Genomic DNA, 16,812 nt, shown 5'->3' on the forward strand with positions numbered 1-16,812 from the left:
GGGCGCGGCAATAAAACTATAAGGCGGCCCCATCTCATTAAATTTCATGCATGCAGAGGGTGCCATGGCTGGCCATTCACAGTTCAAGAACATCATGCACCGCAAGGGCCGTCAGGATGCGGTGCGCTCGAAAATGTTTTCCAAGCTCGCGCGCGAAATCACCGTCGCGGCAAAATCCGGCATGCCCGACCCCGCGATGAACCCGCGCCTCAGGCTCGCGATCCAGAACGCCAAGGCGCAGTCGATGCCGAAGGACAACATCGAGCGGGCGATCAAGAAGGCGTCGGGTGGCGATGCGGAGAACTATGAGGAAGTCCGTTACGAGGGCTACGGCCCGGGCGGCGTCGCCGTCATCGTCGAGGCGCTGACCGACAACCGCAACCGCACCGCCTCGAATGTCCGCTCGACCTTCACCAAGGCTGGCGGTGCGCTTGGCGAAACCGGTTCGGTTTCCTTCTCCTTCGATCGCGTCGGCGAAATCACCTACAAGCTTTCCGTCGGCGATGCCGACAAGGTCATGGAGGCCGCGATCGACGCAGGTGCCGATGACGTGACGACGGACGAAGACGGCCACACGATCATCTGTGGCTTCGAGGACATCGGCGAGGTCTCGAAGGCCCTCGAGGAGGTTCTTGGCGAAGCGGAAACCGTCAAGGCGATCTGGAAGGCGCAGAACACCGTGCCGGTGGACGAGGAAAAGGCGCAGTCGCTGATGAAGCTGATCGACAACCTCGAAGACGACGATGACGTTCAGAACGTCTATTCGAACTTCGAAGTTTCCGATGAGGTTCTTGCCAGGCTTTCGGCCTGACGTTCCCTTTTGATCTGACGAAAACGACCCGCGCTCCGAGTGGAACGCGGGTTTTTTGTTTCAGCATGGCTTCGCAGCCGACGAAACTCTCGCTCACTCTGCAGCCGCGAGGTTCCGCTGCGCCTCGCCAAACAGCTTCAAGGAATGCAGCCGCGCCTCCATGTCGAAGATCGGCATGGAAATGATCAGCTCGTCGGCCCTGGTCTGCTCAAGGAAGGTCTGAATTTTCCTGCGGATCGTCTCGGGACTACCGACGATCGCATAGGACATGGCGTGATCGACGAAGATCTTTTCGTCGCCGCTCCACAACCCTTCCATGGATTTGACCGGCGGCGGGAAGCGGCCGCGGGCGTTGCGGCGAAGTGCCACGAAGGACTGCTGCATGGAGGTGAAAAGATAATTCGCCTCCTCGTCGGTATCGGCGGCAACCCCCATGACGCCGACCATCACATGCGGCTTGTCGAGTTGCGACGACGGCGTGAAGCGTTCGCGGTAGATTTCGAGCGCGGTGAGCAGCATGTCGGGGGCGAAATGTGAGGCGAAAGCGAAGGGGAGACCGAGCATGCCGGCGAGGTGAGCACTGAAGTGGCTGGAACCGAGCAGCCAGATTGGCACATTGGAATCGGCGCCGGGCACGGCGATGATCTTCTGGTCGTCGGTGACGGGACCGAGCAGCGCCTGGAGTTCCACGACATCATTCGGAAAATTGTTGGCGCTGGCCTCCATGTTGCGCCGGAGCGCCTGGGCCGTCCTCATGTCGGTGCCGGGCGCACGGCCGAGGCCGAGATCGATGCGGCCGGGATAAAGCGCAGCCAGCGTGCCGAACTGCTCAGCTATGACGAGAGGCGAGTGATTGGGCAGCATGATGCCGCCCGAGCCGACGCGGATCGAGCGCGTCGCCGCCGCCACATGGGAAATGACCAGCGACGTCGCGGCGCTGGCGATGCCTTTCATTCCGTGATGCTCGGCCAGCCAGAAGCGCTTGTAGCCGTTCTCCTCCGCTGAGATCGCCAGCCGGCGCGAGTTTTCGAGCGACTGGGCGACGCTGCCGCCCTCGGTGATCGGCGACAGGTCGAGAACGGAGAAAGGGATCATGGCAGGACCTTCAATTAAAGGAAATTGATCGATCGCAATGTAGGTTCAAGTTTCTTAAAGCCAAGAGTGGCACTTCATGTTTCCTTAAATCGTACCGATTTGCGTCTGAAAAGACGCGCGGCGCTGTAGGCCGTTTTCGCGACCGCGCGTGCCATTCCTGTGCAATGTTTTTGTTTTGTTCACTTTTTTCTGGCAGCGTCCGGCTGAGCGACATAGGGTGAGGCATGCAGAGCACGATTCGCATCATCGGCATCGACCCGGGCCTTAGACGCACGGGCTGGGGCATCATCGAAACCTTGGGCAATTCGCTGCGTTTCGTGGCCTCTGGCACCGTGACCTCCGACGGCGAGATGGACCTCGCATCGCGCCTCTGCCAATTGCATGACGGGCTCGCGGATGTCGTGCACAGCTACCAGCCTCACGAAGCGGCCGTCGAGCAGACTTTCGTCAACAAGGATGCGACCGCGACGCTGAAGCTCGGCCAAGCGCGCGGTATCGCTATGCTTGTCCCGGCTCGTGCCGGCCTCAGAGTGGCCGAATATGCGCCAAACGCGGTGAAGAAGGCGGTGATCGGCGTCGGCCACGGCGAGAAGCAGCAGATCCACATGATGCTGAAGGTGCTGATGCCGAAGGCTGAGTTCAAGGGCAATGACGCCGCCGACGCGCTCGCCATCGCCATTTGCCACGCACACAACCGGCAGGCGATCACGAGCCGCCTCGCGGCTCTTGCCGGCTAGGTTGCCCATCTGCTTAAACGGTTGCGCTCCTAAACCACCCAGAAAGACAAGGTCAGATGATCGGCAAACTCAAGGGCACCATTGACGAGATCGGCGAGGATCACGTCGTTCTCGACGTGCATGGCGTCGGATATGTCGCCCACTGTTCGGCACGCACTCTCGGCAGGCTGGGATCGGCGGGTGAGGCGGCAGTGCTCTTCATCGAGACCTATGTGCGCGAGGACCAGCTGAAGCTCTTTGGTTTCCTGACCGCGCTCGAGCGTGAATGGTTCCGCCTCCTCCAGAGCGTGCAGGGCGTCGGATCGAAAGTGGCGCTGGCAGTGCTCTCGACGCTGACACCCAGCGAACTCGCAAGCGCGATCGCGCTGCAGGACAAGGCGTCGGTTTCTCGGGCCCCGGGCGTCGGTCCCAAGGTGGCCGTACGCATTGTTACCGAACTCAAGAACAAGGCGCCCGCCTTTGCAGGAGAGCCATCTGCCGCGATCAACCTCAAGCAGGAACTGGGCGAGGGGGTTGCCTCGGCACCTGTCGCGGACGCGGTTTCCGCACTGACCAACCTCGGCTATTCGCGCGACCAGGCGGCAAACGCCGTCGCCGCGGCCTTGAAGAACGGGGGGGAGGGCGGCGACAGTGCCAGGCTTATTCGCCTTGGGCTAAAGGAACTGGCGCGGTGAGGGCGGAAGGCCAAGCCTTTCTCCGGCCACAAAAGCATTGGAATGAGGTAATCGCGTGCCGACCGCGCTGGATTGCCCGTTGCGTTCCCAATATGGTCGAACGCGCTGGAACCACCGTGGCAAGGGGCTTAGACCCGGACGCCATGCTGCCGTGCCGTTCATCCCGAAATGGAAGTTTGACATGAGTGAAGCCGCACGCCTGATTGCGCCGGAGAAGCGAGGCGAGGATCTCGATGCGACGATGCGTCCGCAGTCGCTGGACGAGTTCACGGGCCAGGCGGAGGCGCGAGCCAATCTCAAGATCTTCATCGAGGCGGCCCGCAATCGCGGCGAGGCGCTCGACCACGTGCTCTTTGTCGGTCCGCCCGGTCTCGGCAAGACGACGCTCGCGCAGATCATGGCGAAGGAACTCGGCGTCAACTTTCGCTCGACCTCCGGACCGGTCATTGCGAAGGCCGGCGATCTCGCGGCGCTGCTCACCAATCTCGAAGAGCGCGACGTGTTGTTCATCGACGAAATCCATCGCCTGAACCCGGCGGTCGAGGAAATCCTCTATCCGGCCATGGAGGATTTCCAGCTCGATCTCATCATCGGCGAGGGCCCGGCGGCGCGCTCGGTGAAGATCGACCTTTCCAAGTTTACGCTGGTGGCGGCGACCACCCGCCTCGGCCTGCTGACGACGCCGCTGCGCGACCGCTTCGGCATTCCGGTGCGGCTCAATTTCTATACGGTCGAGGAACTGGAGCTGATCGTCCGCCGCGGGGCGCGGCTGATGGGCCTCGGCATGACCGATGAGGGTGCGCGCGAAATCGCGCGTCGGGCGCGCGGGACGCCGCGTATTGCCGGCCGTCTCTTGCGCCGGGTGCGTGATTTCGCCGAGGTGGCACGGGCGGAGGCCGTAACCAGGGAGATCGCCGACGAGGCGCTGACCCGCCTCCTCGTCGACAGCATGGGGCTAGACCAGCTGGACCGCCGCTACCTGACGATGATCGCGCACAATTTCGGCGGCGGGCCGGTCGGCATCGAGACGATTGCGGCCGGGCTTTCCGAGCCGCGCGACGCGATCGAGGACATCATCGAACCTTATCTGATCCAGCAGGGTTTCATCCAGCGCACGCCGCGCGGCCGGGTGCTGACGGCGAACGCCTGGAAGCATCTCGGCCTCAATCCGCCGAAGGACCTGGAAACAACCCAGTTCCGCCTGACGCTGGAGAACGACTGAATGATCACGCGCCGGGGATTCCTGCAGACACTCGGCAGCGGCTTCGCGAGCTTCGCGGCGCTCGGCAGTTATGCCTTTGCGATCGAGCCGCTCGCGCGGCTGAATATCGCGCGCTACAGACTGACACCGCCCGGCTGGACGCCCGGCCTGAAGCTTCGCGTGGTAGCACTCGCCGATCTTCATGCCTGCGAACCCTGGATGTCCACCAAGCGCATCGCCTCCATATGCGCGCAGGCCAACGATCTCGGCGGCGATGTCACGGTTCTACTTGGCGATTACGCCTCGGGCATGAACCTCGTCACGCGCTATGTCCACTCCAGCGAATGGTCGAAGGCGCTCGCCACGCTCAAGGCTCCGCTTGGCGTCCATGCGATCATGGGTAATCACGATTGGTGGGAGGACAGGACCGCGCAGAAGAACGGCGGCGGCGAGACCTTCGGGCATCGGGCATTGGCGAATGTCGGCATTGCGGTCCACAGCAACGGCGCCATCCGCCTGGAGAAGGACGGATTTGGATTCTGGCTTGCCGGGCTCGAGGACCAGCTGGCGCTTCTACCCGGCAAGAAATGGGGCCGGCGCTCGATGACGGGCCTCGATGACCTCGACGGAACGCTGGCGCAGGTGAGCGATACGGCGCCCGTCATCCTGCTTGCTCATGAACCCGATATCTTTCCGGAAGTGCCGGCGCGCGTTTCCCTGACACTGTCCGGCCATACTCATGGCGGCCAGGTGCGGTTTGCGGGTCTTGCTCCAGCGGTGCCTTCCCGTTTTGGCGACCGGTATGCTTATGGTCATATCGTCGAAGGGGATCGCAATCTGATCGTCTCGGGCGGTCTTGGGTGCTCGATCGCGCCGATCCGTTTCGGCGTCCCACCGGAAATCGTCGTGGTCGATCTTGGATAGGTTGCCGTGACCGTTTTGCCGGTTATTGCCCGTCATCCGGCGGCCTTCTCCCGCTTTGACAGGGAAAGGCTAGGGGCAATCGCCCGCATCCCCGGCCAGTTCGCGTATCGTTGCCGCCAAAAGATCCCGTCCTCCGGGCGACCAGCCGAGCGCTCGCAGCTTGTCCGTCGACATGACCTTGAATTCATCCGTACCCGCCTCAGCTGGCAACGGAAGGGGACATCCGGTTGCCGCCTGAAGAAGCGAGAGGATGTCGCGGTTGTCCGTGAGCACGTCTGAGACGTTGAAGACCTCGCCTGCGACTTTTGCGGGGTCGGCTTCCAGCATCAAGCGCACTGCCTGGGCGACATCGTCGCCATGGACCTCGGTGCCGGCGCGCGGCGGAACGGCCTTGCCTGCGAGGTAGTCGGCAAAGAGGCTGCTCCATTTGTGGTTCCGGCCGGGACCCGCTGGCCCGTAGACCCCGGTCGCGCGCAGGCTGATGGTGACGAAGCCGTGGCCGGTCATCGATTTCAAGGCGTCTTCACCGGCAAGCTTCACCGCGCCGTAGAGCGTGTCGGGCATGGCGGGCGATGTCTCGTCGACGAAAGGTACCGGCGTTTCGCCGTAGACGGCGCGGCTCGACAGAAAGACGCAGCGGCGAACGCCGGCAGCGCGGGCCTCTTCGAAGAGACGGACCGAGCCGTCGAGATTGGCGCGGCGGAAGCCGTCCGGGTCACTGCCTTCACCGCCTCGATACTTTCCTTCGACATGCCCGAAGGCCGCATGGACGAAATAATAGATATCGTCGAAGGCGGTGATCTGCTCCGCATCCGGATCGAGATGAAGCGAAACGTGGGATACCGGCTGCGAGAAGAACCCCGCGGGCGGTGGCATGCGCCCGCCGACCGTGACCTTGTAGCCGTGGGCGATGAGGTGCTCGACGATGAAACGGCCGACGAAGCCGGTGCCGCCGGAAACAAGAACGCGGGTCATGAGGGCACGGTGCCGGCTTGTACCGGATTGTCGAGCTTGGCGAGGTCCGGAATATTCTCGCCAGTCAGGTAGGCGCGCCAGAGCTCGATGAGCGGGCGAAGAGCCTCGGCGCGCGGGTGATCCGCCTCCCATGGTTTTTCATACTGGTAATGCAGCACGCAGATCGAGCGCCAGTCCCAGAGCGCCGGCAGATTGAACCAGACATATTGCAGCATGTTCATCGTCACGGGCAGGCCATGCCAGTCGGGAAAGTAGCTCTGCAGGAAAGTCTGGTCGGTGCGCGGCCAGAAGGCGTCCGGCGCATCGAGCACCGCAACCATCTTCTCGAACGTATCGAGCGACGGTTCCGCGACGAAAACGCCGGAATTCAGCCGATGAAAGTCGCCGAGGCTCTCATAGACGTTCGGAGCGGCGGAAAATTCCGGGTAACGAAAGAGTTTGTCGATGTTGCGGAGCACGATCGCATCGGCATCGATGAAGACGCAGCGCTCGTATTCGACGAGTTGCCAGAGCCTGAGCTTGCAGAAATTGTCGAGCGGCGAATGGAAATCGGGTTTGCGGCCCTTGGTGAAGGGCGCTTTTTCATGAACATTGCGCCGCGCGTGCCTGGTGTTGAATTCGTCGGATAGCGGCAGCAAATCCGATTCGACAAGGCGGCAGCCGAAGTCGCCGAGCGGCTCAAGTGTCGAGGGGTCCACGCCGCCGGTGTGCAGGACGACGATATCGGCTCTCGTTCCCGTCAGGCGAATGGAGCGGGCGAGTGCCCGCGCGCCGAGGGCGTAATCGGCATTGGTGACCAGCGTCACAAAGGCGTGGCGAGCGCGGGCGGGTGAGGAGGGGCGGAGCCCCTCCGGATCGGTAGTCGAGAGGCTCATGAAACGGATTTCAGACGCTTGCCTTCCGGATCGTGGTTGATCAGCGGCGCTATTTCCTTCGTCCAGGCCGAGACGGCCGGTACCCGCGAGCGGTCTACGCGATAGGCGAACTTCTTCGCCACATCGACGATTTCCGAGAGCAATCCATCCTGAAGCCGGATCGGCTCGAGACCCAGCGCCAGGAACTTCTCGTTGTGCACCACCAGATCGTTTTCGGCCGCTTCCTTGCGCGGATTGGGCAGCCAGGCGATCTTGGTTCCGGTCATGCCGGCGATCATCTCTGCGAGGTCGCGGACGCGATGCGTCTCGGTCATCTGGTTGAAAATCTCGACGCGGCTGCCGCGCGCAGGCGGATTGTTGAGCGCGAGTTCGATGCAGCGGACCGAGTCCTGGATGTGAATGAAGGCGCGGGTCTGGCCGCCGGTGCCATGAACCGTCAGCGGATAGCCGATCGCCGCCTGGATCAGGAAGCGGTTCAGTACCGTGCCGTAATCGCCATCATAGTCGAAACGGTTGATGAGCTGCTGGTGCCGGCGCGTCTGCTCGGTGTGCGTGCCCCAGACGATGCCTTGGTGAAGGTCGGTGATCCTGAGACCGTCATTCTTGGCATAGAACTGGAAGAGAAGCTGATCGAGGCACTTTGTCATGTGATAGATCGAGCCGGGATTGGACGGATAAAGAATCTCCTGGCTCACCGTCTCTCCGCTCATCGTCTCGATCCCGACCGGCAGATAGCCCTCGGGGATCGCCGCGCCGACGGTCGAATAGCCGTAGACGCCCATTGTCCCGAGGTGCACGAGATGGGCGTCGAGGCTGAGTTCCACCAGAGCGTTGAGGAGGTTGTGCGTGGCGTTGACGTTGTTGTTTACCGTGTAGTTCTTGTGCCGGTCGGTCTTCATCGAATAGGGCGCGGCGCGCTGTTCGGCGAAATGGATGACCGCATCCGGCCGGTGCTCGGCGAGCCAGTTCTTGAGAAGTTCATAGTCGCGAGCGAGATCGATCAGGTTGAAGTGGATGCGCCTGCCCGTCTCCGCGTGCCAGATGCGGGTGCGCTCCTGAATCGAGTCCATCGGGGTCAGGGATTGCACGCCGAGCTCCGTATCGATCCAGCGGCGGGAGAGGTTGTCGAGAATGTGGATGTCGTGGCCCGCATCAGACAAATGCAGCGCGGTCGGCCAGCCGACGAAACCATCACCGCCGAGGATTGCAATCTTCATGCACGGTTCTCCTGATCGCGAAGAAGGACATGGTGAGGTGATAGGATAGGATTGTGACAAAGCTGCAATGCTTGCAAATGGCTTTTTGTTCCTGCACAGAAAAAGACAAATCCTCCCGGAGAATGAGACGATGTCACTAATTTCGCTCGCGGGCGAGCTGACCGAAAATGGCCATCGGCTGGTGCAGCGAGTCTATTACGAGGACACCGATTTTTCGGGCGTTGTCTATCATGCGCGCTACCTGCATTTCATGGAGCGGGCCAGGACGGACTACCTACGATTGCTCGGCGTCGAACAGGCATCGCTCGCAATCGAGGGGGATGCGGAAGGCCTCGTCTTCGTCGTCCACCGCATGGAGATCGACTTCAAATTGCCGGCGCGCATGGATGATATCCTGACGATCGAGACGGCGACCGAGCGGGCCGGTGGCGCCAAGATGGTGCTGCAGCAGGAGATCCGCCGCGACGGTATGCTGCTGATCGCCGCCAAGGTCATCATCGCCGTCATCAACGGGCAGGGGCGACCACGAAGGTTGCCGGAAGCGCTGGCAGTAAAGTTCCTGGCGGCGGGTCATAGGATTCCGACCCGGGTCGAATAGCCCTACAGCGCCGTGCGTCTTCTCAGGCGCACAAAGGTCGTTGTAGCACTTTGAATTGCTGCATGTTTTTGTCCTTAAATCGGTTCCGATTTAAGGAAACATGCAACAGGCACGGTGCTGTCGGGAAGCCGCATAAACTTGCCTTCCCGTCGCGAATCAGCCGGGGACCGAACTCAATATCTTCTTCGTCAGCGATTGCCTGATCTCGCCGGTATCCGCCCACGGATCGCTTCCGGCTTCGATGCGTTCAAGAATATCGGAAATCTGGAACGTGTTGGCGGCTGCAAGGCTTTCGAGTTCGTCCCAGCTGACTGGAGTGGCGACGGGGCCGCCTGCGCGGGCGCGGGTGGAGTAGGGGGCGATCGCCGTGGCGCCGCGGTCGTTCCGCAGCCAGTCGATGAAGATCCGTCCCTTGCGCTTCGCCTTCGACATGGTGGCGACGAAATGCTCCGGATCGCGCTCGGCAAAGGATTGCGCGATCGCCTTGGCGAAGCCTTTTGCCTCGTCCCACCCGGCATGCGGACGAAGCGGCACAATCACGTGGACGCCCTTGCCGCCGGTCACCATGGCAACCGTTCTGAGGCCGATATCGGCCAGTTCGTCGCGCAGGGCGGCGGCCGCCGCCTTCACGGTGGCGAAATCGACGCTCGGATCGGGATCGAGATCGAACACCAGCCGGTCAGGCTTCTCCAGCCGGTCGATCTTTGCGCCCCAGATGTGGAACTCGAGCGTGCCCATCTGCACCGCGGCGACCAGGCCCTTTGCATCGTGTACATACATATAGCTTTCGGTCTCGCCCGACGCCTCTTCAATCGGCACTTCCCGGATGGCGTCCGGAAAGCCGTCGCTTGCATGTTTCTGGAAGAAGCACTGTCGCTGCCCGCCCTGCGGGCAGCGCACCAGCGAGACGGGATGATCGGCCGCAAAGGGCAGCATCCTGTCCGCCACGATGCCGTAGTAGCGGGCGAGGTCGATCTTGGTGATCCCCTGGCCTTCGAAGAGGACGCGGTCCGGATGCGAGATGCGGACGCTAAGGACATCGGCATCGCCCTTTGCAGCCGACGCTGTGCGCGTCGTGGCTGACGATTTGCCCCTTCCCGTGTCCGCCTCGGCGGCTGTCGGCTTCGGTGTTTCCAGTTTCACGGCCTTGGCCTCCTTGTCCTCGCGCAATCCCTCGAATGAGCCGTGGCGGATATGTCCGTCAGCCGTAAACTCGGTGAAATCCACCTCTGCGACAAGATCGGGCTTCAGCCAGACGGCATTTCGGTTCCTTTCCCTCGGCACGCTGTCGAAGGGCGACGTCTGCCGCCTGCGCTTTGCAAAGACGGCGGCGAGTTCCTCCATCGCCTTTTCACCGAAGCCGGTACCGACGCCGCCCCGGTAGACCAGTTTGTCGCCCTCGAAGGTCCCGAGAAGGATCGAGGCGAAGGCGCGCCCCTTTTTCGACGAGGGGGTGTAGCCGCCAATGACGAATTCCTGGCGTTTCGTACATTTGACCTTCAGCCAACTCCGGGTGCGTCCGCTACGGTAGCGAGCATTCGCTTCCTTGGCGATGATGCCTTCCTGTCCGGCCTTGCATATGGCGGCCAGCACATGCTCGCCATTGCCTCGAACGTGCTCGCTGTACTGAATGGTCGACGTGGTGCCGAGCGTGTCGAGCAGGGTCTCCAGCCGCTCCTTTCGCTCGACGAGTGGCTTGCTGCTCAGGTCCTTTCCGTCGAGCTCGATCAGATCGAAGGCATAGAGCCGTGTGCTGGCTCCGGTCCTCAGTGCCTTCTGCAGGGCAGAAAAGGACGAGCCTTCTTCCGACAACGCCACCACCTCGCCGTCGATCAGGGCGGACTTGCAATCGAGCTCGGCAAGGGCGGAAGCAATAGCCGGGAACTTCGCGGTCCAGTCGAGACCATTGCGCGTGTAACAGCGGACGGTGCCGCCGCCGATGGCGCACATCAGACGGTAGCCGTCGAACTTGGCTTCGTTCAGCCACGCATCGCCGGCGGGCGCTTTCGTCACCAGCGTCGCAAGTTGCGGCGCCTTGAACGCGGGCAGCTTGCCGGAGGATTTTCGCGTTGGACGCTTGCCTGCATTGTCGTTCTCGGCAATCGCGCCAGCCTTCAGATTGGCCGCCGTGCTCTTGTTCGAGTGCCAGACACGCGCCCGCTTTTCGCCCTTGCCCTCGTCGATCTCCTCCATCCTGCGGCCGGTGACCACGCTGGTGATGTTCTCTTTGATCAGGCTCTCGCCGTCCTCGGACGCTACTTCGTCCGACTCCTTGACGAGCAGCCAGTTTTCGCGCTTCTCGCCGTCGCGCGGCCGCATGCGGACGAGCGCCCAGCCACCCTTCATTCTGCTGCCATGCAGCCGGAACGAGAGTTTGCCCTTCTTCAGGCCTTCGGACGGGTCATCTTCCGGCTCCCACCAGCCGGTGTCCCACAGCATTACCGTGCCGCCGCCATACTCCCCTTCCGGTATCGTGCCCTCGAAGTCGCCATAGGCCAAGGGGTGATCCTCGGTGCGCACGGCCAGCCGCTTGTCTTCCGGATTGAGGCTCGGACCACGCGTCACCGCCCAGCTCTTCAGCACACCTTCCCATTCGAGGCGGAAGTCGTAGTGCAGGCGCGTGGCATCATGCTTCTGGACCAGAAAGCGCTTTTTGCCGGGATGCGCCCGGACCACCGTACCCTTCGGCTCGCGCGTTCTCGAGAAGTCGCGGCGTCGGTTGTATTCAGACAGCTGTTCATTGCGAGCGGCCATGGTCACCCTCATGCCGATTTCCGGCGGCCGCCGCGCGCAGACGACTTCGCCTTGGTTTGCGGTTTCTTGCCACCACCGCCTTCCAGGCTCTTCTTCAGGGCCGACATGAGATCCACGACATTGTCGCCTCGCCGTTGCGGCCGTTCGCCTTCTTCGACCTCGACACGCGCCGACTTGCCCTTCATCTTGCGATTGACCAGCTCCTTCAGCGCCGCAGCATAGTTGTCCTTGAATACATCGGCGTCGAAAGGGGCGCTCTTCTTCTCGATCAGCGCGGTCGCGACGTCCAGCAGCTCCTTGTCCGCCTTCTTCCCGGAGATCTCGGAGAACATCGGGTCGGCCTTTCGCAACTCGTCGGCATAGCGGAGCGTCTCCAGAAGCAGGCCGTCGCCGCAAGGCTTTACGGCGACGAGATATTCCCGGCCCCTCAGCGTCAATTGCCCGAGCCCGACCTTGTTCGATGTCCTTAGTGCGTCGCGCACGACGCGATAGGCATCCTCCGCCAGTTCATCGGCGGGCACGAGGTAATACGGCTTGTCGAAATAGAGCGGCGGGATATCGCTGGTCTCGACGAACTGAACCAATTCGAGCGTCTTCTTGGTCTCCAGCTTGATCGCATCGACTTCTTTGGGTTCGAGCAGGACATACCTGTCGTCCTCGTATTCATAACCCTTGACGATTTCGTCCACATCGATTGGCCCGATGCCTTCGACCACCTTCTGGTAATGCACCGGTTTGCCCGAGGGTTTATGAATTTGCCGGAAGGAGATGCTGGCTCCCGAGCGGGTCGCGCTGAAGAGCTCGACGGGTATCGAAACCAGCGAAAGCCGAAGCTGTCCCTTCCACATTGCCCGAGGCGCCATGGCAACACCTCACACGGAGTCCGTTGCAGCGCGGCGGAAGTGCCGCGTCGGTTTTTTCGCTTTCAGTCTCAGGGAAAAGGAACTCATGCGATCGAAACGTGCGACGCGGTGTGAAGTTCCGTGACGATCCAGTCGTCGAAGTGCCGTCCCAGTAACACTCCCTTAACCATAATGGTGTCTTAATCCGTGTATTAGGATTTGTGCAGTGCACGTCATCCTTTGACCAAAATTGACGGCAAGAAGGCAACCTGAAGCATTAGATCGCAATGCCGCGATCAGCGGCGATGCCGGGGCATTCTTGCAACAGGACGTTTGGGCGACCCGGTCATGAGCATGAGCCGCTCTTGCCGGGTATTTGGATTCGGGGACTGGAACGATGGAACAGGTTGGATTGGCCGCGACGAGCGATGTGACCCTCTGGTCGCTGTTCATGGAAGCGGGCTTTGTCGTGAAGCTGGTCATGCTGGGGCTGATCGCAGCCTCGATCTGGACCTGGGGTATCGTGGTCGACAAGACGCTCAACTTCGGGCGCGTTCGCCGCCAGCTCGACAATTTCGAGCAGGTCTTCTGGTCCGGCCAGTCGCTTGAAGAGCTTTATCGCACGCTGTCCGACCGGCAGACGGCAGGCATGGGCGCGATCTTCGTCTCGGCGATGCGCGAGTGGAAGAAGAGCTTCGAACGCGGTGCCCGCTCCCCGATCGGCCTGCAGATGCGTATCGACCGGGCGATGGACGTCACGCTCGCTCGTGAATCCGAGACGCTCGAGGCAAGGCTCGGATCGCTGGCGACCATCGGTTCGGCCGCTCCCTTCATCGGTCTCTTCGGAACGGTTGTGGGCATCATGACCTCGTTCCAGGCAATCGCCGGCTCGAAATCGACCAACCTTGCCGTCGTCGCGCCGGGTATCGCTGAGGCGCTTCTTGCGACCGCCATCGGTCTGCTCGCCGCTATTCCCGCGGTTATCGCCTACAACAAGTTTTCCGCCGACGCCGGCAAGCTGACGGCACGCATGGAAGCCTTCGCCGACGAGTTCTCCGCCATCCTGTCGCGGCAGATCGACGAGAAGCTGCAGTCCTCGCGCCAGGCCGCGCAATAACGACCCTCGAGCACGGAGACCACGCTGATGGGTATGGCAGTTGGCGGAGCCAAGGGTTCGGGCGGCGGACGTCGTCGACGCAACGGCAAGAAGGCAATCATGAGCGAAATCAACGTCACGCCCTTCGTGGACGTGATGCTCGTGCTGCTCATCATCTTCATGGTGGCGGCACCGATGATGACGGTCGGCGTGCCGATCGATCTGCCGGAGACGCAGGCCAAGGCGCTCAACTCCGATACCCAGCCGATTACCGTTTCGGTCAATCCGGCCGGGGAAATCTTCCTGCAGGAAACGCCGATCGCCATCGACGAGGTCGTTCCGAAACTCGAGGCAATTGCCACCACCGGCTACAACGAGCGCATCTATGTGCGCGGCGATACCAACGCCGACTACGGCACGGTGATGAAGGTCATGGCGCGGATCTCGGCGGCCGGCTTCAAGAATCTCGGCCTCGTAACGCTTCAAGAACAGGAAAAGTGATACCCGGTCATGAAGGGCAGTCTCGCAACATCTGCTGTCCTCCACGCCCTGGTGCTCACCTGGGCGCTGGTGTCGCTCGGTAGCCCGGCCGATTTCGAGGTCGCGGACGTCGAGGCGCTGCCGGTCGACATCGTGCCGATCGAATCGATCACACAGATACAGCAAGGCGACAAGAAAGCCCCCGCAAAGGAGAAGGCGTCCCCGGTTCCGACCAAGAAGCCGACGCCGGTCGAGAACGCCGAGAACATCGGCGATAACGACGTGAACCTGAAGACGCCGCCCACGCCCAATACCAAACCGGTCCAGAATGAATCGGCCGCCGCGCCGGAGAAAACCGAGAAGGCGCTGCCGACACCGGATCCGGTCAAGGATGAGATACAGAAGGTCGAGGAGCCCGAGCCGGCGTCCGAGCCCGCGACGGAGGTTGCGGCACTGCCCGAGCCGAAGCAGGAAGTGAAGCCCGAGACCAAGCCGGAACCGGCGCCGGCGGAGGAACAGCCGGCCGAGAATCCGCAGGCCGAGGCGCTGCCCGACAAGGTGCCGACGCCGATGGCGAAGCCCAAGGTCGAAAAGCCGGCGCAGACCGCCAAGACGCCAGAGCGCAAGAAGGAAGAGACCAAGAAGGAGCAGAAGAAGGCATCCTCCGCCAAGGAGAGTGACTTCAACGCCGACGAAATCGCGGCGCTGCTCAACAAGCAGGAATCGTCCGGCGGCGGCGCGAAGCGCTCGACCGAAGAAGCAGCGCTCGGCGGCAAGAAGACGACCAGTGGTAACACGCTCTCGCAGAGCGAGATGGATGCGCTTCGCGGCCAGATCCAGAACAATTGGTCGATCATCCCCGGAATGGCCGATGCCACGGACGTCCGCATCAAGGTGACGATGCGGCTCGACCCGAACGGCGAACTGGTCGGAGAACCGGAAGTCGAAGCGACGGGTGGCTCCGATGCCGCGCGGCGGGCGCTCGCCGGTGGAGCGCGACGCGCCATCCTGAAATCCGCGCCCTTCAAGGGATTGCCGGCCGACAAATATGATTCCTGGAGCGAGGTGGTCGTCAACTTCGACCCAAGCTCGATGCTCTAAACAGGTTGGGGCGGGATGTGGGCGGAAAACCGCGCACTTGTCCTCACCGGTACAGAAAAATGAAAGGCTGAAAGGCTTTATGGAAATGCTGAGACGCAATTTTTTCCGCCTTCTGATGGTGATGTTCGCAGGCTGTGGGCTCATTGCTTCGCCGGCAAACGCACTCGTCGAGATCAACATCAACAAGGGCAACGTCGAGCCGCTGCCGATTGCGGTGACCGACTTCCTGCAGGGGGAGCTTGGTCAGAAGATTTCCGACGTCGTCGCGGCCGATCTCAAGCGCTCCGGCCTTTTCGCACCGATCAGCAAGGGCGCCTTTATCGAAAAGATTTCCAATCCGGACGCTGCCCCGCGATTTGAGGACTGGAAGGTCATCAATGCCCAGGCGCTCGTCACCGGACGTGTCACCCAGGAAGGCGATGGCCGGCTGAAGGCTGAATTCCGTCTGTGGGATACCTTTGCCGGTCAGCAGATGCTGGGACAGCAGTTCTACACCCAGCCGGAAAACTGGCGCCGCGTCGCCCACATCATCGCCGATGCGATCTATGAGAGGATCACCGGCGAAAAGGGCTACTTCGACACACGCATCGTCTATGTCGCCGAAAGCGGCCCGAAGACGGCACGCAAACGCCAGCTCGCGATCATGGATCAGGATGGCGCCAATTCCCGCGCACTCACCAATTCGAACGACATCGTTCTGACGCCGCGTTTCTCGCCGAACCGTCAGGAAATCACCTACATGTCGTTTGAGAACCAGCAGCCGCGCGTCTACCTGCTGCAGCTCGAAACGGGGCAGCGCGAGGTGGTCGGCAATTTCCCGGGCATGACCTTCGCGCCGCGTTTCTCGCCGGACGGCCAACGGGTGATCATGAGCCTGCAGCAGGAAGGCAACGCGAATATCTACACGATGGACCTGCGTTCACGCACGACGACGCGGCTGACCAACACAGCGGCGATCGACACGTCTCCGTCCTATTCTCCGGACGGCAGCAGGATCGTTTTCGAAAGCGACCGCGGCGGCAAGCAGCAGCTCTATGTCATGGGTGCCGACGGTTCCGGTCAGACGCGCATTTCCTTCGGTGACGGTTCCTATTCGACGCCGGTCTGGTCTCCTCGCGGTGACCTCATCGCCTTCACCAAGCAGTCGGGCGGCAAGTTCTCGATCGGCGTCATGAAGCCGGACGGTTCGGGCGAGCGCATACTTACGACCGGCTTCCACAACGAAGGCCCGACCTGGGCGCCGAACGGCCGCGTCCTGATGTTCTTCCGCCAGAACGCGGGCGCCGGCGGGCCGCAGCTCTATTCGATCGACCTCACAGGCTACAACGAGCAACCGGTCCAGACACAAGGCTTCGCATCAGACCCGGCCTGGTCTCCTCTGATGGAATAGAGCGGACGAGGAGAACTGTAGGCGGTTCTCCGCCCGCATCCC

16 protein-coding genes are annotated in these 16,812 nt (G+C 61.9%); 10 read left to right on the forward strand and 6 right to left on the reverse strand.

From position 1 onward, the window contains the following. The first annotated feature begins 64 nt into the window (after positions 1-64). Positions 65-811 (forward strand): YebC/PmpR family DNA-binding transcriptional regulator, encoded by a 747-nt coding sequence (locus ILFOPFJJ_RS03585; protein WP_173509184.1) that lies wholly within the window; start codon positions 65-67, stop codon positions 809-811. A gap of 93 nt (positions 812-904) precedes the next feature. On the opposite strand, the gene ILFOPFJJ_RS03590 is transcribed toward ILFOPFJJ_RS03585, so the two are convergent. After that, on the reverse strand, positions 905-1,906 hold the full coding sequence (locus ILFOPFJJ_RS03590; RefSeq protein ID WP_173509185.1) for an LLM class flavin-dependent oxidoreductase: 1,002 nt from the start codon (positions 1,904-1,906) through the stop codon (positions 905-907). Positions 1,907-2,130: 224 nt separating this feature from the next. Here ILFOPFJJ_RS03590 and ruvC point away from each other — a divergent pair, with 224 nt between their 5' ends. From ruvC to ILFOPFJJ_RS03610, 4 genes are all read left to right on the forward strand, one after another. Then, on the forward strand, positions 2,131-2,643 hold the full coding sequence (ruvC, locus tag ILFOPFJJ_RS03595) for a crossover junction endodeoxyribonuclease RuvC (protein ID WP_173509186.1): 513 nt from the start codon (positions 2,131-2,133) through the stop codon (positions 2,641-2,643). Positions 2,644-2,699: 56 nt separating this feature from the next. Continuing rightward, positions 2,700-3,317 carry a Holliday junction branch migration protein RuvA gene (gene ruvA, locus ILFOPFJJ_RS03600; protein ID WP_173509187.1) on the forward strand — a complete coding sequence of 206 codons (618 nt, stop codon included), beginning with the start codon at positions 2,700-2,702 and terminating at the stop codon, positions 3,315-3,317. Between the two features lie 181 nt (positions 3,318-3,498). Beyond that, positions 3,499-4,539 (forward strand): Holliday junction branch migration DNA helicase RuvB, encoded by a 1,041-nt coding sequence (gene ruvB, locus ILFOPFJJ_RS03605; protein ID WP_173509188.1) that lies wholly within the window; start codon positions 3,499-3,501, stop codon positions 4,537-4,539. Beyond that, on the forward strand, positions 4,540-5,442 hold the full coding sequence (locus ILFOPFJJ_RS03610; RefSeq protein ID WP_173509189.1) for a metallophosphoesterase: 903 nt from the start codon (positions 4,540-4,542) through the stop codon (positions 5,440-5,442). A gap of 69 nt (positions 5,443-5,511) precedes the next feature. Here ILFOPFJJ_RS03610 and ILFOPFJJ_RS03615 read toward each other — a convergent pair whose 3' ends face one another. Genes ILFOPFJJ_RS03615 through ILFOPFJJ_RS03625 form a run of 3 tightly spaced genes read right to left on the reverse strand, consistent with a single transcriptional unit; the run spans position 5,512 to position 8,509 of the window. Next, entirely contained in the window at positions 5,512-6,417 is a 906-nt protein-coding gene (locus tag ILFOPFJJ_RS03615; protein WP_173509190.1) for an NAD-dependent epimerase/dehydratase family protein, read from the reverse strand. After that, the gene (locus tag ILFOPFJJ_RS03620) at positions 6,414-7,292 is read right to left on the reverse strand and encodes a glycosyltransferase (protein ID WP_173509191.1); all 879 of its coding nucleotides are present in this window, start codon (positions 7,290-7,292) and stop codon (positions 6,414-6,416) included. Before ILFOPFJJ_RS03620 ends, ILFOPFJJ_RS03615 begins: the two co-directional genes overlap by 4 nt. Beyond that, positions 7,289-8,509, reverse strand: coding sequence for an NAD-dependent epimerase/dehydratase family protein (locus ILFOPFJJ_RS03625; RefSeq protein ID WP_173509192.1), 1,221 nt, complete (start codon positions 8,507-8,509; stop codon positions 7,289-7,291). Before ILFOPFJJ_RS03625 ends, ILFOPFJJ_RS03620 begins: the two co-directional genes overlap by 4 nt. Positions 8,510-8,639: 130 nt before the next feature. Between ILFOPFJJ_RS03625 and ybgC the strand changes: the two genes are divergently transcribed. Then, a complete protein-coding gene (ybgC, locus tag ILFOPFJJ_RS03630; RefSeq protein WP_173509193.1) occupies positions 8,640-9,107 on the forward strand; it encodes a tol-pal system-associated acyl-CoA thioesterase in 468 nt (155 codons plus the stop codon). Between the two features lie 156 nt (positions 9,108-9,263). On the opposite strand, the gene ligD is transcribed toward ybgC, so the two are convergent. After that, entirely contained in the window at positions 9,264-11,861 is a 2,598-nt protein-coding gene (gene ligD / locus ILFOPFJJ_RS03635) for a DNA ligase D (RefSeq protein WP_173509194.1), read from the reverse strand. 8 nt (positions 11,862-11,869) lie between these two features. Further along, positions 11,870-12,724 carry a non-homologous end joining protein Ku gene (gene ku, locus ILFOPFJJ_RS03640; RefSeq protein WP_173509195.1) on the reverse strand — a complete coding sequence of 285 codons (855 nt, stop codon included), beginning with the start codon at positions 12,722-12,724 and terminating at the stop codon, positions 11,870-11,872. Between the two features lie 376 nt (positions 12,725-13,100). Here ku and tolQ point away from each other — a divergent pair, with 376 nt between their 5' ends. The 4 genes from tolQ (at position 13,101) to tolB (ending at position 16,770) form a co-directional block, all read left to right on the forward strand. After that, a complete protein-coding gene (gene tolQ, locus ILFOPFJJ_RS03645) occupies positions 13,101-13,820 on the forward strand; it encodes a protein TolQ (RefSeq protein WP_173509196.1) in 720 nt (239 codons plus the stop codon). A gap of 27 nt (positions 13,821-13,847) precedes the next feature. Next, on the forward strand, positions 13,848-14,300 hold the full coding sequence (gene tolR / locus ILFOPFJJ_RS03650) for a protein TolR (protein ID WP_173509197.1): 453 nt from the start codon (positions 13,848-13,850) through the stop codon (positions 14,298-14,300). Positions 14,301-14,309: 9 nt separating this feature from the next. Then, positions 14,310-15,380: a cell envelope integrity protein TolA gene (tolA, locus tag ILFOPFJJ_RS03655; protein ID WP_173509198.1), complete on the forward strand. Its 1,071-nt coding sequence runs from the start codon at positions 14,310-14,312 to the stop codon at positions 15,378-15,380. Between the two features lie 79 nt (positions 15,381-15,459). After that, positions 15,460-16,770 carry a Tol-Pal system beta propeller repeat protein TolB gene (gene tolB / locus ILFOPFJJ_RS03660; protein WP_173509199.1) on the forward strand — a complete coding sequence of 437 codons (1,311 nt, stop codon included), beginning with the start codon at positions 15,460-15,462 and terminating at the stop codon, positions 16,768-16,770. The last annotated feature ends 42 nt before the right edge of the window (positions 16,771-16,812 follow it).

Source organism: Sinorhizobium psoraleae (genome assembly GCF_013283645.1).
Lineage (GTDB): Bacteria > Pseudomonadota > Alphaproteobacteria > Rhizobiales > Rhizobiaceae > Sinorhizobium > Sinorhizobium psoraleae.

Coding starts and splice junctions, on each gene's coding strand:
- ILFOPFJJ_RS03610 (WP_173509189.1), top strand. CDS start 4,540: ATGATCACGCGCCGGGGATTCCTGCAGACACTCGGCAGCGGCTTCGCG.
- ILFOPFJJ_RS03620 (WP_173509191.1), bottom strand. CDS start 7,292: ATGAGCCTCTCGACTACCGATCCGGAGGGGCTCCGCCCCTCCTCACCC.
- tolA (WP_173509198.1), top strand. CDS start 14,310: ATGAAGGGCAGTCTCGCAACATCTGCTGTCCTCCACGCCCTGGTGCTC.
- ILFOPFJJ_RS03615 (WP_173509190.1), bottom strand. CDS start 6,417: ATGACCCGCGTTCTTGTTTCCGGCGGCACCGGCTTCGTCGGCCGTTTC.
- tolR (WP_173509197.1), top strand. CDS start 13,848: ATGGGTATGGCAGTTGGCGGAGCCAAGGGTTCGGGCGGCGGACGTCGT.
- ruvB (WP_173509188.1), top strand. CDS start 3,499: ATGAGTGAAGCCGCACGCCTGATTGCGCCGGAGAAGCGAGGCGAGGAT.
- ligD (WP_173509194.1), bottom strand. CDS start 11,861: ATGGCCGCTCGCAATGAACAGCTGTCTGAATACAACCGACGCCGCGAC.
- tolQ (WP_173509196.1), top strand. CDS start 13,101: ATGGAACAGGTTGGATTGGCCGCGACGAGCGATGTGACCCTCTGGTCG.
- ILFOPFJJ_RS03625 (WP_173509192.1), bottom strand. CDS start 8,509: ATGAAGATTGCAATCCTCGGCGGTGATGGTTTCGTCGGCTGGCCGACC.
- ruvC (WP_173509186.1), top strand. CDS start 2,131: ATGCAGAGCACGATTCGCATCATCGGCATCGACCCGGGCCTTAGACGC.
- ybgC (WP_173509193.1), top strand. CDS start 8,640: ATGTCACTAATTTCGCTCGCGGGCGAGCTGACCGAAAATGGCCATCGG.
- ruvA (WP_173509187.1), top strand. CDS start 2,700: ATGATCGGCAAACTCAAGGGCACCATTGACGAGATCGGCGAGGATCAC.
- ILFOPFJJ_RS03585 (WP_173509184.1), top strand. CDS start 65: ATGGCTGGCCATTCACAGTTCAAGAACATCATGCACCGCAAGGGCCGT.
- ku (WP_173509195.1), bottom strand. CDS start 12,724: ATGGCGCCTCGGGCAATGTGGAAGGGACAGCTTCGGCTTTCGCTGGTT.
- tolB (WP_173509199.1), top strand. CDS start 15,460: ATGGAAATGCTGAGACGCAATTTTTTCCGCCTTCTGATGGTGATGTTC.
- ILFOPFJJ_RS03590 (WP_173509185.1), bottom strand. CDS start 1,906: ATGATCCCTTTCTCCGTTCTCGACCTGTCGCCGATCACCGAGGGCGGC.